Source organism: Pseudomonas sp. GD03903 (assembly GCF_029840045.1).
Classification (GTDB): Bacteria; Pseudomonadota; Gammaproteobacteria; order Pseudomonadales; family Pseudomonadaceae; genus Pseudomonas; species Pseudomonas pseudonitroreducens.
The window spans coordinates 524,069-539,470 of sequence record NZ_JAOCBT010000001.1 but is presented as its reverse complement, the minus strand read 5'-3'; the positions used below and the strand labels follow the sequence as shown (position 1 = coordinate 539,470).

The 15,402-nt window shown below is 64.7% G+C and carries 15 protein-coding genes; 2 read left to right on the top strand and 13 right to left on the bottom strand.

The window, feature by feature from the left end:
• Positions 1-16: 16 nt before the first annotated feature.
• From N5C91_RS02340 to N5C91_RS02315, 6 genes are all read right to left on the bottom strand, one after another.
• Entirely contained in the window at positions 17-490 is a 474-nt protein-coding gene (locus N5C91_RS02340; RefSeq protein WP_279827548.1) for a PilX N-terminal domain-containing pilus assembly protein, read from the bottom strand.
• Positions 487-1,476, bottom strand: a complete 990-nt coding sequence (locus tag N5C91_RS02335; protein ID WP_236171311.1) for a PilW family protein — start codon at positions 1,474-1,476, stop codon at positions 487-489. Before N5C91_RS02335 ends, N5C91_RS02340 begins: the two co-directional genes overlap by 4 nt.
• Positions 1,427-1,900 carry a type IV pilus modification protein PilV gene (gene pilV / locus N5C91_RS02330; protein WP_279827546.1) on the bottom strand — a complete coding sequence of 158 codons (474 nt, stop codon included), beginning with the start codon at positions 1,898-1,900 and terminating at the stop codon, positions 1,427-1,429. Before pilV ends, N5C91_RS02335 begins: the two co-directional genes overlap by 50 nt.
• 248 nt (positions 1,901-2,148) lie before the next feature.
• Positions 2,149-3,000, bottom strand: coding sequence for a mechanosensitive ion channel family protein (locus N5C91_RS02325; protein WP_236171309.1), 852 nt, complete (start codon positions 2,998-3,000; stop codon positions 2,149-2,151).
• A 110-nt stretch (positions 3,001-3,110) separates the two neighbouring features.
• On the bottom strand, positions 3,111-4,232 hold the full coding sequence (locus N5C91_RS02320; RefSeq protein WP_236171437.1) for an SO2930 family diheme c-type cytochrome: 1,122 nt from the start codon (positions 4,230-4,232) through the stop codon (positions 3,111-3,113).
• Positions 4,232-5,479 (bottom strand): parallel beta-helix domain-containing protein, encoded by a 1,248-nt coding sequence (locus tag N5C91_RS02315; RefSeq protein ID WP_279827544.1) that lies wholly within the window; start codon positions 5,477-5,479, stop codon positions 4,232-4,234. The genes N5C91_RS02320 and N5C91_RS02315 overlap by 1 nt, the downstream gene beginning before the upstream one ends.
• Positions 5,480-5,656: 177 nt before the next feature.
• On the opposite strand from N5C91_RS02315, the gene N5C91_RS02310 reads away from it, so the two are divergent.
• Entirely contained in the window at positions 5,657-6,067 is a 411-nt protein-coding gene (locus N5C91_RS02310; protein WP_236171307.1) for a bacteriohemerythrin, read from the top strand.
• 34 nt (positions 6,068-6,101) lie between these two features.
• Here the strand turns inward: N5C91_RS02310 and N5C91_RS02305 are convergent, their stop codons facing one another.
• Positions 6,102-8,351: a YgiQ family radical SAM protein gene (locus N5C91_RS02305; protein WP_236171306.1), complete on the bottom strand. Its 2,250-nt coding sequence runs from the start codon at positions 8,349-8,351 to the stop codon at positions 6,102-6,104.
• 198 nt (positions 8,352-8,549) lie between these two features.
• Between N5C91_RS02305 and N5C91_RS02300 the strand changes: the two genes are divergently transcribed.
• Positions 8,550-10,427, top strand: coding sequence for a GGDEF domain-containing protein (locus N5C91_RS02300; RefSeq protein WP_279827540.1), 1,878 nt, complete (start codon positions 8,550-8,552; stop codon positions 10,425-10,427).
• Here N5C91_RS02300 and alr read toward each other — a convergent pair whose 3' ends face one another.
• From alr to rpsF, 6 genes are all read right to left on the bottom strand, one after another.
• Positions 10,428-11,504 carry an alanine racemase gene (gene alr / locus N5C91_RS02295; RefSeq protein ID WP_236199022.1) on the bottom strand — a complete coding sequence of 359 codons (1,077 nt, stop codon included), beginning with the start codon at positions 11,502-11,504 and terminating at the stop codon, positions 10,428-10,430.
• Positions 11,505-11,572: 68 nt separating this feature from the next.
• The gene (dnaB, locus tag N5C91_RS02290; protein WP_038803348.1) at positions 11,573-12,967 is read right to left on the bottom strand and encodes a replicative DNA helicase; all 1,395 of its coding nucleotides are present in this window, start codon (positions 12,965-12,967) and stop codon (positions 11,573-11,575) included.
• Between the two features lie 127 nt (positions 12,968-13,094).
• Positions 13,095-13,541 carry a 50S ribosomal protein L9 gene (rplI, locus tag N5C91_RS02285; RefSeq protein ID WP_015479134.1) on the bottom strand — a complete coding sequence of 149 codons (447 nt, stop codon included), beginning with the start codon at positions 13,539-13,541 and terminating at the stop codon, positions 13,095-13,097.
• Positions 13,542-13,562: 21 nt separating this feature from the next.
• Positions 13,563-14,432 (bottom strand): hypothetical protein, encoded by an 870-nt coding sequence (locus tag N5C91_RS02280; protein WP_279827535.1) that lies wholly within the window; start codon positions 14,430-14,432, stop codon positions 13,563-13,565.
• 34 nt (positions 14,433-14,466) lie between these two features.
• Complete coding sequence (rpsR, locus tag N5C91_RS02275) at positions 14,467-14,697, bottom strand: 30S ribosomal protein S18 (RefSeq protein WP_003095634.1); 231 nt, start codon at positions 14,695-14,697, stop codon at positions 14,467-14,469.
• 29 nt (positions 14,698-14,726) lie between these two features.
• Positions 14,727-15,143 (bottom strand): 30S ribosomal protein S6, encoded by a 417-nt coding sequence (rpsF, locus tag N5C91_RS02270; protein WP_015479136.1) that lies wholly within the window; start codon positions 15,141-15,143, stop codon positions 14,727-14,729.
• Positions 15,144-15,402: the final 259 nt, after the last annotated feature.

Genomic DNA, 15,402 nt, shown 5'->3' with positions numbered 1-15,402 from the left:
ACCTCCTTGCTGCTTGCTAACGGATGAAATAGATGCTGCCGAGCCGAACGCTGGAAACCGGCTGTCCCGAAGCCTGGAGCCGCGCACCATAGCCGCTGGCCTGTACTTCGACGGCCACACCATGGGCCGCCCTGCCCTTGCCGACCTCCAGCCCTTCGCTGGTCAGCCAGCGCAGGAAGCGCACTCGATAGACCGGCGGCGCAGCGCTTTCGGAAAAGCCACTCGCGGTCCCCTCGGCGTCATAGGCGGAAGCCTCGGCAAGGCCACGCCGGGAGATATCCCGTGCCGCCGCTTCGCCTGCCCGCAAAGCCGCTTCCGCTGCCTGAAACGCCACCTGCCGATCACGCAGGTTGCCGGCCATGCGCTCTTCCAGCTGCACCATGCGCATGCCCGCCAGACCGATGAGGGTGAGCAGCAACAACATGACCAGCGAGACCAGCAGCACGGCCCCGCGCTCGGATCGATGGCGCAGCGGCACGTTCGCGTTCATGGCGGCGGATTGCGCAGTGCAAAGGTGCTGCCCATTACCAGGCGCAACCGCCGCTCCGCACTCGGCGCCAGGCTGCGGCCGTCGAACTCCACCGCTTTTGGCACCTCGTCGGCCTCGACTGTCTGGCTCTGCAGCAGCAGGCTGACGCGCACCGTGCGCACCCGGCGCCAGTCTCCAGCAGCCATTTCCCGCGCCGCCTTGTAGGCCGCCACGACTTCGCTGCCGGTACCCGCTACGCCGTAGCGCAGGCTCATTCCGGCAACCCCGCTGACCAGTTCGCTGGCCTGCTGCTTCTCGGTGGATTCACTGATTTCGGTAACGAACAGTCCCGGCGTTCCGTCGGTGCCGCGGCCGACCCAGTAGATGGCGTAGCGGTAGGCATAGACTCGTGTCGCCGGCACCAGGAAGTGCTCCAGCGAGCGATCCGCGAGCAGGCTCGCCGTGTTCCCGGCGTTGCGCAGGAGCAGGCAGGATTGTTGATCGCTGAGCAGATAGAGGGCTCCGGCGAGCGCACTCGATGAAGTCAGGAGCAACCGGTTGCCGCTGATCGAGCGTGCCTGGAGGCCGGCGTCGGCGGCATAGCGCAACAACAGCGCATCCGTATTCGACAAGCGCCCGGAAGGCACCCAGGCCAGCGCTGCCATGCCAGCTCCGTAGCCTTCGATGGGCGACCGCTCCACCGCATACTGGGCGCCATCGCTCCCGGAGGCATTGACCAGGCCCCCGGTGCAGGCGCCCGCGAACCCGGCATTGCGCAGGTCGCGCCCCACAGCCTCCAGCGCAAAGCGGCCGTTTTCCTGCAACTCGGCCAGGGCCATGCCGCTCTGGTGGCTGCGCTTGCTGCCGACGACGACCTGGATGACGCCCGCCAGCAGGATCAGGCCGAGGGCCATGGCCACCAGCAGCTCGACCAGAGAGAGCCCGCGCTGACGCACTTCACAGCCCTGCCCGGTAGGTGAAGGTTTCCACTGCGGCTTGCGCTGCATCCAGGCGCTCGCGTGCGCGTCGATCACTCCAGCGCACGGCGATGATCGCACTGTAGAGAGCACCGCTGCGGATCACCTGGATGGCGCCACTGCCCGTTCCACCGAGCGTCTCGCAGACGGCGGCCTGCCACTGGCCGAGGTCGAGTTGCGCACGCGTCGAGCCGCCGGCCTTCGGGCAGCCGTCGGCGACATCGGTGAAGTTCACGTCATAGGCGCCAGCGCGGGCGGCGTCCGGGTTGGCGCGCAGCAGATCGGCCATTTCGCTGGCCAGCCAGGAAGCCTGGGAGCGTTGCAGCGCGCTGTAGCCGGCGGTAATACCGACGTTCTGCAGCCCCGCCAACCCCAACAGGCCAATACCGAGGATGAGTACCGAGACCAGCACTTCGACCAGGGTGAACCCTTCGCTCCGCTTGCCGCCGCACATGCCCGCCACCTCGCCGCTGAGAAGTGAACCCCAAGGTTCACGGCAAAGCCCGCGGCGGTCAGCCAGACAGTGGCTGGGAGATGGAAGGGAAAAATCTGCTAGCCGGCGCGGATTGGGCGCGCAGCTAGGATGGCGTCCGAAGAATCGCACCATTCATCCGGGCCGGCGCGCCATCGGTCCTCAGCCAGCCGCTCGCAGCGAGAAAAGAAAAGGCCACCTCACGGTGGCCTTTGCAGGAGCGGCAAACGTCAGCTGTTCGCCGACTGCTGGACGATCACCGTCTGCGCCGGCATCGGTGCCGGGAAGTCGGTGCCCAGGGCTTCCTTGATGGTGCGGTTGGTGTCGAAGTAGACCTGCCAGTACGCGTCATTATGGCAGTACGGGCGCACGGCGAGCACCGGGCCGACCAGGTTGAACTCGAGGATCTCCACGTCCACCGGCGGCTCGCTTAGCACGTTGGGGATGGCCGCGATGCGCTGCTTGAGCACGGCGGCGGCGGCCTGCCAGTCGGCTGCGCCGGAAAGTTGCGCCTTGAGCTCCACGCGGCGGTAGGGGTTGTGGGTGAAGTTCTGAATGTTGTCGCTGAAGATCTTGTTGTTGCCCACCAGGGTCAGGACGTTGTCCGGCGTGTTGATTGCAGTGGCGAACAGGCCGATTTCCTTGACGGTGCCGGTCACGCCGCCCGCGCAGATGAAATCACCGACCTTGAACGGCCGCAGCACGATGATGAAGCCGCCGGCCGCGAGGTTCGCCAGCAGCCCGGACCAGGCCATGCCGATGGCCAGGCCGATCGCTGCGATCAGCGCCGCGAGGCTGGTGGTCTGCACGCCGAAGTAGCCGAGGATGCCCACCACCAGGAGGATGTTCAGGGTGACGGTGATGAACGAGCCGACATAGCGCAGTACCGTGGGGTCGACGCTCTGTCGCGCCAGGGCCTTTTCGACCATGCCGACGGCGAAGCTGATCAGCCAGCGGCCGAGAACCCAGAAGAGAATGGCTACGAGAATCTTCACACCGAAAGCGAGCGCGTACTGCGAAACCGTCGCCCACAGTGCGTTGATCTTCTCCGTACCCACATTGATGATGTTCGTATCGTCCATGGAAGCGCACCTGCGAGAGAAAGGGACCAGATGAACGCTAGCACGGCCCCAGCGGTTTGCTCGTCGCAGCACGCAGCCCAGAGCCCTGGCGGGCTCCAGGCCTTGTTCCACTAGCAGTCGCCGGGTAGCGAGGCGATCCAGCGGTTGAGTATTTCCAGTCCTTCACGGTGAACCAGGGCGCGGCCCAGTTCGGGCATCATGTCGCCTGGCTTGTCGCTGCCGACGCGGTAACTGAGCACCGACTTCTCCGGGCTGCCGGGGTGGATGTCCTCCAGCCGCCCCCCGGTGCCGCCGCCTGCCGCCACCGGTGGCTTGCACAGGCCATAGGCGATGGATACCGGCGTGTGCGGGTCGAGGTGCAGGCCGGAGGTGCGCGCCGCGCCCTTGGGGTTGTGGCAGTGCGAGCAGTTGGCGTCGAGGTAGCTGCGTGCCTGTTTTTCCAGGTCCTCGCCGGGACGCGGGTGGCCCCACAGGGCGTTCTGCGGGACTTGCGCGAGCGCCGGCAGGCCCTTGAGGAAACCGCGTGCCTGCCAGTGCTGCAGCTGGTTCTCGCTGCCCTGGGCATAGGCGAAGTCCTTGTTCAGGTGCCGTGCCTTGGGCCCCAGCGGCGCTATGCCGCCGCCCTTCTGTTCGGCGTGGCACTCCGAGCACTGGTTGGCGTCCGGCACCATGTAGGTGAAGGCGGTCTTCTTGCCGTCCTCGGCGGTCAGCTCCAGCGCCGGGCTGTCGCCGGCAACCTCCAGGGTCGCTTCGCTCTGGTCGGCATTCCACACGTAGGGCAGCGCCGCCCAGCCATCCTTCTGGCGAACCAGCACGCGGGTTTCCACCAGGTGCACCCTGGCCATGTCGAGCCCGGCCTTGGGGTCGCGGTCGTCCTGGCTGTTCTGCAGCAGGTTGCCCTGGGCGTCCCTGGGGTAATAAAAGGTCTTGGTCAGCACGGTGCCGACGGGGTAGTCGAAACGCTCCTCGGCGTACTGCGCCGACTGCCCTTCGGGCATCCACACGGTACGCAGCTTGTGCGCGTAATCGGTGAACAGCGGGGTGTTGAGGTCATACGGCAGTACCTCGGCGGCCGGCGTCAGGTGGCCGTCCGCCAGGTGCAGCATGCCCCAGCCACTGAGCTTCTCCGGGTAGTCGTCGCCTTCGGGCTGATAACGCGGCTTGCTCTCCTGCCCGCACCCGGCCAGCGTAGCGGCCAGGGCGAGCGACAACAGGAACGAAGCAGGTTTCATCATGCCTTGTTGCCCTTTTCACCCAGGCCGGCCTGCTCGATCTTCGGCAGCGGCTTGAGCTTGCACTGGTGCGAGCTGATGTCGGTGCTGATGTTCTTGTAACCGTTGGGGCCATCGACGTTGACGATGCCGGCGTTGCCGTTGTCGATGCAGATGGCCAGGGCTTCGGGCAGCTTGCCGTCGACCAGTTTCTTCTCGTTGAAGTAGCCATCCCAGAGGATGTCCGGCAGGCGCCCGCTGAGGCCGAACTTGGCGACTTTCAGCGCCTTCAGCTCCAGGTGGTCGGGGCTGTCGCCGCCGGGGCCGAAGGTGTTGCCGTGGATGAAGATGCCTTCTGGGTAGGGGTCGAAGTTGGGTTGGGTAGCCTTGTCCGAATAACCGGTGCTGAAGTAGCTGCTGACGATGACGTTGGCGGTCTTGTGGTTGCCGATCCTGTTGTTGAAGATTTCCACGTCGTCGTTGGAGTTCACCACCACGCCCGAGCCTGCCGGCACGCTGGCCACCGGGGTGCCCTTGTGGCCGAAGTTGTCGTGGTTGTTGCCCTGCACGTCGTTGTCGAAGACGCGGGTGCCGCGCCCCGGCTGCGGCAGGTTGGGCATGTTGAAGACGAGGATGCCGCCGGTGTTGTCGGTGGCGACGTTGTTGTAGACGTCGGCGCCGATGGTGTTCTCGATCTCGATGCCGGCGACGTTGCGCTCGGCGCGGTTGTTGCGCACCACGACGTTGCGCGACTGGCCCACGTAGATGCCCGAGTCGGAGGCGCCGATGGCGACGTTGCCTTCGAGCAGGGTGTTCTCGGTCTGCACCGGGTAGATGCCATAGCCGCCATTCTCGGTGGAGGCGCCATTGGTCCACTCGGTGCGGACATTGCGGATGACGATGTTCTTGCCGCCGATGACCTTCAGGCCATCGCCCTTGGTGTCCTCGATGGCCAGGCTCTCAATGGTGAAGTCGGAGGCATCGACGAACAGGCCTTCGGCACCGGCCTTCTGGTTCTTGAAGTTGAGGATGGTCTTGTCCATCCCGGCGCCACGGATGGTCACGCCGTCGACCTTCAGGCTCAGGCTGCGGTCCAGGTGGTAGGTGCCGGCAGGAATGTCGATGACATCGCCGGCCTTGGCCTTGATCAGGCGCGCCTGCAGGTCCTTCTGGAAGTCGCTGCTGACGGCTGCGGTAGGCTTGTCGCCTTCGCCGCAGGCGGCCAGGGCAACGGAGAATGCGAGAAGCGAGAGGGTAGCGAGACGCATGGCGGGCTCCGGTCTTGTTCTTATGATATGGAACTATCGTACCAGTTAAGCCCGAGAATACTCCTACATCCCGCGCCGCGCCAGCCCTTCAGACGCATCGCACTTTGATTGATTGACGTCACTGTTTCACAGTGGCGGATCGGGATGATCTGCGCTTCCAACCCAAGGAGTGCACGGATGAGCTTCATGCCCTGGAACGACGAGTTCGTGATCGGAATCGAGCGGATCGATGAACAGCACCGCTGGCTGGTCGACCTCACCAACGCGCTGTACGACAGCCTCAACGGCCAGGATGGCGAGGGCCAGCCCATCGGCGAACTGCTGGAGCAACTGGTGGAGTACACGATGAATCACTTCATCGTCGAGGAAGTACTGTTCCAGCGCCTGGGTTACCCCGAGGAAGAGGCGCACCGCGCCGAGCACGACCGCTTCAACCGGCAGATCATCGACCTGCTGTACCGCCACGAGGATGGCGAGGTCGTCTCGGTCGAAGCCCTGGAGCTGCTCAAGGCCTGGCTGATCCACCACATTCTGAAGGTGGACAAGGCCTACGTGAGTTTCTTCCAGCAAAAAGGCGTGACTGCCTGACAGTCACGCCTTCTCGATCACGCAGCCGGGCCGGTCAGCGCGGGATGTTCGGCTGCCGCTTGGTGGTGCGCTTCTTGCCCTTGGCATAGCCGCTGGCCTTGCCTTCCTCCGCCTTGTTCCACGGCTTGGAGCCGTTGCTGGCGCGCGGCGGCAGGCCGGTGTGCTGGGTCAGCAGCGGCTTGCCGGTCTTCTTGCTGCCGGCCGGGGTGGAGTTCTTGCGGCGCGCACTCTGGTACTCGTCGGTCTGCGGCTGGTAGGTCGGGATCAGGTGATGCTTGCCGTTGCCGATCAGGTCGGCACGACCCATGCGCTCCAGTGCCTCGCGCAGCATCGGCCAGCCCTTCGGGTCGTGGTAACGCAGGAAGGCCTTGTGCAGGCGACGCTGCTGGTCGCTCTTGACGATGGTCACGCCGTCGCTCTTGTAGGTGACCTTGCGCAGCGGGTTCTTGCCCGAGTGGTACATGGCGGTCGCGCTGGCCATTGGCGAGGGATAGAACGCCTGCACCTGGTCCGCACGGAAGCCGTTGCGCTTGAGCCACAGGGCGAGGTTCATCATGTCCTCGTCGGTGGTGCCCGGATGCGCGGCGATGAAGTACGGGATCAGGTACTGCTCCTTGCCCGCCTCCTTGGAGAACTTCTCGAACATGCGCTTGAAGGCGTCGTAGGTGCCGATGCCCGGCTTCATCATCTTCGACAGCGGGCCTTCCTCGGTGTGCTCCGGGGCGATCTTCAGGTAACCGCCGACGTGGTGCGTCACCAGCTCCTTGACGTACTCGGGCGATTCCACGGCGAGGTCGTAGCGCAGGCCCGAGGCGATCAGGATCTTCTTCACGCCCGGCAGGGCACGGGCCTTGCGGTACAGCTCGATAAGCGAGGAGTGGTCGGTGTTGAGGTTCTCGCAGATGCCCGGCCAGACGCACGACGGCTTGCGGCAGTGACGCTCGATCTCCGGGTCCTTGCAGGCGATGCGGTACATGTTCGCGGTCGGCCCGCCCAGGTCGGAGACGACACCGGTGAAGCCCGGCACCTTCTTCATTTCCTCGATCTCGGCGAGGATCGACTCGTGGGAACGGTTCTGGATGATCCGCCCCTCGTGCTCGGTGATCGAGCAGAAGGTGCAGCCACCGAAGCAGCCACGCATGATGTTCACCGAGAAGCGAATCATCTCGTAGGCCGGAATCTTTTCCTTGCCGTACAGCGGGTGCGGCACGCGCGCATAGGGCATGCCGAACACGTAGTCCATTTCCTCGGTGCTCATCGGAATGGGCGGCGGGTTGAACCACACGTCCACTTCACCGTGCTTCTGCACCAGGGCACGGGCGTTGCCCGGATTGGTTTCCAGGTGCAGCACGCGGTTGGCGTGGGCATACAGCACCGCGTCGCTGCGCACCTTCTCGAACGACGGCAGGCGGATCACCGTGCGCTCGCGCTCCAGGCGCGGGTGTGCCAGCAGTTGCACGACCTTGGCTTCGTTCGGATCTTCCTGTTCGCCCTTTTCCTGCTCGATGGCGCAGGCGGCGGTGTCCTGGGTGTTCACATACGGGTTGATGATCTTGTCGACCTTGCCCGGGCGATCGATGCGGGTGGAGTCCACCTCGAACCAGCCTTCCGGGGTGTCGCGGCGCACGAAGGCGGTGCCGCGCACGTCGGTGATCTGCTCGACCAGTTCGCCGGCGGCCAGGCGCTGGGCAATCTCCACCACGGCGCGCTCGGCGTTGCCGTACAGCAGGATATCGGCGGTGGCGTCCATCAGGATGGAGCGGCGTACCTTGTCCTGCCAGTAGTCGTAGTGGGCGATGCGGCGCAGCGAGGCCTCGATGCCGCCGAGCACTACCGGGGTGTCGCTGTAGGCTTCCTTGCAGCGCTGGCTGTAGACCAGGCTGGCACGGTCCGGGCGCTTGCCGGCGAGGCCGCCCGGGGTGTAGGCGTCATCGCTGCGGACCTTCTTGTCCGCGGTATAGCGGTTGATCATCGAATCCATGTTGCCCGCTGCCACGCCGAAGAACAGGTTCGGCTGGCCGAGCTTCATGAAGTCGTCCTTCGAACGCCAATCCGGCTGGGCAATGATGCCCACGCGGAAGCCCTGGGCCTCCAGCAGGCGGCCGATGATGGCCATGCCGAACGACGGATGGTCGACGTAGGCATCCCCGGTGACGATGATGATGTCGCAGGAATCCCAACCCAGCTGGTCCATCTCTTCCTTGCTCATGGGCAGGAACGGCGCCGGACCGAAACACTCGGCCCAGAACTTGGGATAGTCGAACAGCGGCTTGGCGGCTTGCATCACGGGCACCGGGGGTATCTCTAGTAGGATTCGCGGAAAAACGCGGGCGCGGAATATAGCACAAAAAGTGTACAAATCCGACTACCGAGCTCAGATTTAACCGGCGTACGGTAGATTGCCAATGCCATCATATGGCTATACTTCAGCCACTATCCGCAGTACGCCTGGCCATCGCGCCCAGGCCAGGGAGTGCCTGTCGTGCGTCGTGCCATCGTGCTGTTGCTTACCCTGCTGTTCTGCCACACGGCGCTAGCCTTCGAACTGGACGACAAGGCCAGCGGCGCCTGGCTCAACGATCACCTCGAACTGCTGCAGGAACGTGACGGCCCGCTGTCGCTGGCAGCCGTGCAGGCCAGCCACGACTTCGTGCCGGCCAACGGCCGTACCAGCGTCGGCCAGAGCCCCGACGGCTGGTGGCTACGCCTGGACCTCGAGCGCCGCACTACCCCGCTGGGCGGCTGGTGGCTGGAGGTGGACGCGGTCAACCTGAAGGACCTGCGTCTCTATCTGCCGGACGCCCAGGGCAATTATCGCCAGGTGCTCTCCGGCGAGGCCGTGCCCTTTGCCGAGGGCCGCGACCGCGACTACCGCCGACCGGTCTTCCACCTGCCCGAAGGCACCGGCCCGGTACGCCTGTATGCCCGCGTCTACGATCCGGCCGGCAACTCCTTCCCGCTACGCATCTGGTCGCTGGACGACCTGCAGGACCACCGCGCCGATACCGGCCTGTTCCTCGGCTTCATCTACGGCCTGATCGCCGCCCTGCTGCTGTACAACCTGTTCATCCTGCTGACCCTGCGCGACCCGGCGTACTTCTGGTACGTATTGACCACCGCCGCCGCGTTGCTGTTCAGCCTGGGCATGAGCGGCCATGGCTTCGAGTACTTCTGGCCGGACCACCCGGTACCCTGGTGGCTGGACCGCATCACCCTGCCCTCGCTCTGGGGGCTGTGCGTGCACCGCTTCACCATCACCCTGCTGCAGACCCGCCGCCATGTGCGCTGGTCGCACTGGCTACTGAACCTGAACTGCGCGCTCTACGTGCTGACCATCGTCCTCGGCGCCCTGCAATTGCGTGGCGTCGCCGGCTGGATGCTGGTAGTGATCACCCTGATCGGCGTGCCGGCGGCGCTGGGCGGCGCCCTGGTGCGCTGGCGCCAGGGCTCGTTCCCGGCCTTCCTCTACCTGCTGGGCTTCGGCCTGGTGCTGACCAGCGTGAGCATCTCGGTCATGCGCGCCACCGGCGTAGTCCAGCCATCGCCGCTGACCTCGTACATCTTCCCCATCGCCGTGGCCATGGAGTCGGTGCTGTTCTCCTTTGCCCTCACCTCGCGCATCCAGGGGCTCAAGCGCGAGCGCGCCCAGGCACTGGAACAGGCCGACCGGGAGAAGAGCGCACGCCTGACCCTGATGCAGAGCGCCCAGCACGATCTGGCGAAAGCCGTCGCCGAGCGTACCGCCGAACTGACCCAGAGCAACCAGCTCCTGCGCGAGCGCGAAGTACAACTGCAGCACGCTGCCCACTACGACCCGTTGACCGGCTTGCCGAATCGTCGCTACCTGGTGGAGCACGCCGAGCACGCCCTGGCCAACGCCCAGCAGAACGGCGAGACCCTGGCGCTGATGCTGGTCGACCTCGATCACTTCAAGCCGATCAACGACAGCCACGGCCATGACGCGGGCGACTTCATGCTGCAGAACGTCGGCAACCGCCTGCGCCAGTGTGTGCGCGGCAGCGACTGCGTGGCACGCCTGGGTGGCGATGAGTTCGCAGCACTGATCGCCGGCCCCGACGCCGAAGGTCACGCCAAGGAAATCGCCTGCCGCATCCTCAACGAGCTGTCGCGCCCGGTGAAGTTCGACAGCCTGGAGCTGCGCGTCACGCCGAGCATCGGCGTGGCCATCTATCCCAGCCACGCCATGCAGTTCAGCAAGCTCTACAAGGCCGCTGACCAGGCACTCTACGAGGTGAAGGGCAATGGTCGGGCGGCCTACGCCATGGCTAACGAGGTTGGCGGCGAAACCAGCGAGCTCTGGCTGGAAAACGAATGGCTGGAAAGCGAAGACCGCAGCTGATCAGCTGCGGTAGCGGCGCGGCACGCGGGCAGTGACCTTGGTCAGCAGCTCGTAGCCGATGGTCCCGGCATGGGTCGCCACCTCGTCGACTGGCAGGTTGGCGCCCCACAACTCGACGCGATCGCCGACGGCGGCGCCGGGCAGGTCGGTCAGGTCCACCGCCAGCATGTCCATGGAGACGCGCCCGGCCAGCGGCGCGCGCTGGCCAGCCACCAGCACCGGCGTGCCGCTCGGCGCGTGACGTGGATAGCCGTCGGCGTAGCCACAGCTCACGGTGCCGATACGCGACGGCCGCTCAGCCACCCAGGTGGCTCCGTAACCGACACTCTGTCCCACCGCCACCTCGCGCACGGCGATCAGCTGTGCCTCCAGGCTCATGGCCGGGCGCAGGCCCAGTTCGGCCGCGCCGATGTCGGCGAACGGCGTGGCGCCGTAAAGCATGATGCCCGGACGAACCCAGTCCATGTGCGCTGCAGGAATGGTCAGCACGGCGGCGGAATTGGCCAGCGAGCGCAGGTCGAAGTCCAGGTCCAGCACACTGAGGAAGCAGGCCACCTGGTCTTCGCTCAGCTCGTCGCCGCGCAGGTCGGCATTGGCGAAGTGGCTCATCAGGTTCAGCTCGGCCACCTGCGGCGCCTGGCGCAAGCGGGGGTGCCAGTCGCGCAGCGCCGCAGGCGAAAAGCCCAGGCGGTGCATACCGCTATCCAGCTTCATCCACACATTCAGCGCACTGGGCAGTTGAGCGGCGAGCAAAGCCTGGGCCTGCTCGACGCCCTGCACGGCCACGTCCAGGCGCAGCTGGGCGGCGATCAGGTACTCCGCGGGCTCGAAGCAGCCTTCCAGCAGCAGAATGCGGGCGCCGGCGTGCAGGGCACGGACCTCGGCGGCTTCCTCCAGGCAGGCCACCGCGAAACCGTCAGCCTCGTCGTGCAGGCAGCTCACCACCTCCCGCGCACCATGCCCGTAGGCGTTCGCCTTGACCACCGCAAAGGCTTCGCGCCCGGGCGCACAGCGCTTGGCGACGGCGTAGTTGTGGCGAATGGCGGCTAGATCGACGTGGGCGACGAGCGGGCGCATGGCAGCCTCTGCAATGAAAACGGGCGCCTATCTTAAGGCGCCCGTCGATCACGCGGAATGCGGCATCGTTACTCGTCTTCGAAGTTGTACATGCCGGGAGCGAGGTTCTCGAAGCGGCTGTAGCGACCGAGGAAGGCCACGCGCACCGTGCCGATGGGGCCGTTACGCTGTTTGCCGAGGATGATCTCGGCGACGCCCTTGAACTCGGTTTCCGGGTGATACACCTCGTCGCGGTAGACGAACATGATCACGTCGGCGTCCTGCTCGATCGCTCCGGATTCCCGCAGGTCGGAGTTCACCGGACGCTTGTTGGGGCGCTGCTCCAGCGAGCGGTTGAGCTGGGAGAGTGCCACCACCGGGCAGTTGAATTCCTTCGCCAGCGCCTTGAGCGAGCGGGAAATCTCGGAAATCTCGTTGGTACGGTTGTCGCCGGCGGAACCGGGGATCTGCATGAGCTGCAGGTAGTCCACCATGATCATGCCGATCTCGCCGTGTTCGCGCGCCAGACGGCGGGTCCGCGCGCGCATTTCCGAGGGCGAGATGCCCGCGGTGTCGTCGATGAACAGCTTGCGGTCGCTGAGCAGGTTCACCGCCGAGGTCAGTCGCGGCCAATCCTCGTCGTCCAGCTTGCCGGTACGCACCTTGGTCTGGTCGATGCGCCCGAGCGAGGCGAGCATACGCATCACGATGGAGTCGGAGGGCATCTCCAGCGAGTACACCAGGATCGCCTTGTCGCTGCGCATCAGGGCGTTCTCCACCAGGTTCATGGCGAAGGTGGTCTTGCCCATGGACGGTCGGCCGGCGACGATGATCAGGTCGGACGGCTGCAGGCCGCTGGTCTTCTCGTCGAGGTCGGTGAAGCCGGTGGTGATACCGGTCAGCGCATCCGAAGTGTTGAACAGGTGATCGATGCGGTCGATGGTCTTGACCAGGATATCGCCGATACCCACCGGGCCGCCGGTCTTCGGCCGCGCTTCGGCGATCTCGAAGATCTTGCGCTCGGCTTCGTCGAGCACTTCGTTGGCGCTGCGCCCTTCGGGGTTGAAGGCGCTGTCGGCGATATCGCTGCTGATGCCGATCAACTGCCGCAAGGTGGCGCGCTCGCGGATGATGCCCGCGTAAGCCTTGATGTTCGCCACCGAAGGCGTGTTCTTCGCCAGCTCGGCGAGGTAGGCAAGGCCGCCCACCTGGGGCAGTTGCCCTTCGCGTTCGAGCTGCTCGGAGAGGGTCACCACGTCGATCGGCTGGTTGGCTTCGGCGAGCTTGTAGACGGCGCGGAAGATCAGGCGATGGTCATGGCGGTAGAAGTCACCGTCGGACACGGCGTCGGAGACGCGCTCCCAGGCGTTGTTGTCGAGCATCAGACCACCCAGCACCGCCTGTTCGGCTTCGATCGAGTGCGGCGGCACCTTGAGGGAAGCGGTCTGCAGGTCGTATTGCTCGGGGACGGTGATGTCGTTCATGGGCTCTTCGTGTTGAATGAAACGGCGGAAAAAACAAAGGGCACGGACCGAAGATCGGAACCGTGCCCATTGTTAGCGGACAGCTTCACACAGGCAAGCCGTGGGAAGCGTCCTAGCGACGGATCGCTTACTCGGCGACTACAACCACGTGCAGGGTTGCATCAACATCCATGTGCAGTTGCACTTCGATGTTGTATTCGCCTACAGCGCGCAGGGCGCCGTCGGGCAGGCGAACTTCGCTCTTTTCCAGCGGGTAGCCGGCAGCCGAAACGGCGTCGGCGATGTCGCGGGTGCCGATCGAACCGAACAGTTTACCTTCGTCGCCAGCGTGGGCGCCGATGGTCACGATCAGTTCGGCCAGCTGGGCAGCACGAGCTTCAGCAGCGGCTTTTTTCTCAGCAGCGGCTTTTTCCAGCTCTGCGCGGCGCTCTTCGAAAGCAGCGACGTTGGCAGCGGTGGCAGCGGTGGCTTTGCCCTGCGGCAGCAGGTAGTTACGAGCGTAACCGCCCTTTACGTTCAGCTTGTCGCCCAGGTTGCCCAGTTTGGCGATCTTTTCCAGCAGGATGACTTCCATTTGAGTCTTACCTCTTAACTTTTAACCTTCACCGTTCGCAGCTTTCTGGCGCTTCGCCAGACGACCGCGAAAATCAAACAGACTGTCGACTACGGCGACAAGACAGATCACATTGCCCAGTACGAATACCAGCAGGTACAGCGGTGCCAGCCAGAAGCCCGGAAGCTTCTTCAGCGCGGCCAGGCCGTGCCCCAGTGCGATCCCGGCGAACAGCAACGGGATCATGCACAACGGCGCCAGCATGGTGGCCGCGGGCCCTGCGAAGGGCAGTGCCACAACGCCGACCAGCAGCGCTACAGCCGTGCTCGGCGACAGGCGCAGTGCGCGGAACTCGCGGCCAAACCCTTCCGGGTTGAACAGTACTGCTTGCCAGTAACGCGCCAGCATCAGGCACAACAGGCTGATCGTCTGCAGTGAAGCTGCCATCAGGCCGGTGATGGTCGGAACCATCTCCGCCTGCAGGGCGGCCATCTGTTCCGGCGAAAGCTTGGCTTCGGCCAGAACCTGCGGCAGTGCCTTGCCGAATGCATCGGCAAGACCCGCGACCAACCCGGCCGACACCGTGCTGAGCAGCAGCACGAACACCGCACCGAGCACAACGCTCGCCAGCATCACCTGGTTCCAGGACACCTTGCTGCGCAGAACCTGCGCCAGCACGGTACTACCCACCAGAACCAGACTTACGCTGGGGTCACCCAGGTACCACCAGGCCAGTGCCGGAAGCAGCGCCCAGGCCAGGATGCCAAAGGCATCACGCGGACCACGGCGCAACAGCACCAGACTGCCTGCTGCGGCACCGAGCCAGAACAACGGCTGCAGTACCGCGGCTGCGACGACCACCAGGGTCGCCTGCATGCGGCCTCGCATGACGAATTCAGCCAATGCGCGCATGCGATCTATCCATCAATTCCAGTCGACTGCCCGATCAACGGCCGTGGCTGTCGGTGTAGGGAAGCAGGGCCAGGTAACGGGCGCGCTTGATAGCGGTCGCCAGCTGACGCTGGTACTTGGCTTTGGTGCCGGTGATACGGCTCGGAACGATCTTGCCGGTTTCGGAAACGTAGGCCTTCAGGGTGTTCAGATCTTTGTAATCGATCTCTTTCACGCCTTCAGCGGTGAAACGGCAGAACTTACGACGACGGAAGAAACGTGCCATGTGTGTGGCTCCTCAATACTGGTCCGGGATTACTCGTCAGCGCTGTCGCGGCTATCTTCGCCGTCAGCGGACTCGCCCTCGTTCGATTCGGGACGCTCACGGCGCTCACGGCGCTCGTTGCGGCTCTCTTCGGCCTTCAGCATTTCGGACTGGCCGGTAACGGCTTCGTCGCGACGGATGACCATGTTACGGATCACGGCGTCGTTGTAACGGAAGTTGTCTTCCATTTCTGCCAGGGCCTTGGCGGTGCACTCGACGTTCATCAGAACGTAGTGAGCCTTGTGCACGTTGTTGATGGCGTAAGCCAGCTGACGACGGCCCCAGTCTTCCAGACGGTGGACTTTGCCGCCGTCTTCTTCGATGGCCTTGGTGTAACGCTCGACCATGCCACCGACTTGTTCGCTCTGGTCCGGGTGAACCAGGAACACGATTTCGTAATGACGCATAAATGCTCCTTACGGATTGCAGCCTGCCGACAAAGCGGTCAGACAAGGAGTGAATGATTTTTTCCTTGCCGCTCGGAAGCACGCGCGAACGCCTGCCCGGACGACAAGGGCCGACATTCTAGAGAAGGGGGGAAGGTGGCGCAAGGAAATTGACGATTATTTGTACAACGGGCTTTTCGTAGGAGCGAGCTAGCTCGCGAACCGGGCAAGCACGGAGCCAGCGCCGTTCGCGAGCAAGAACTAGGCGTCCCCCTCGCTC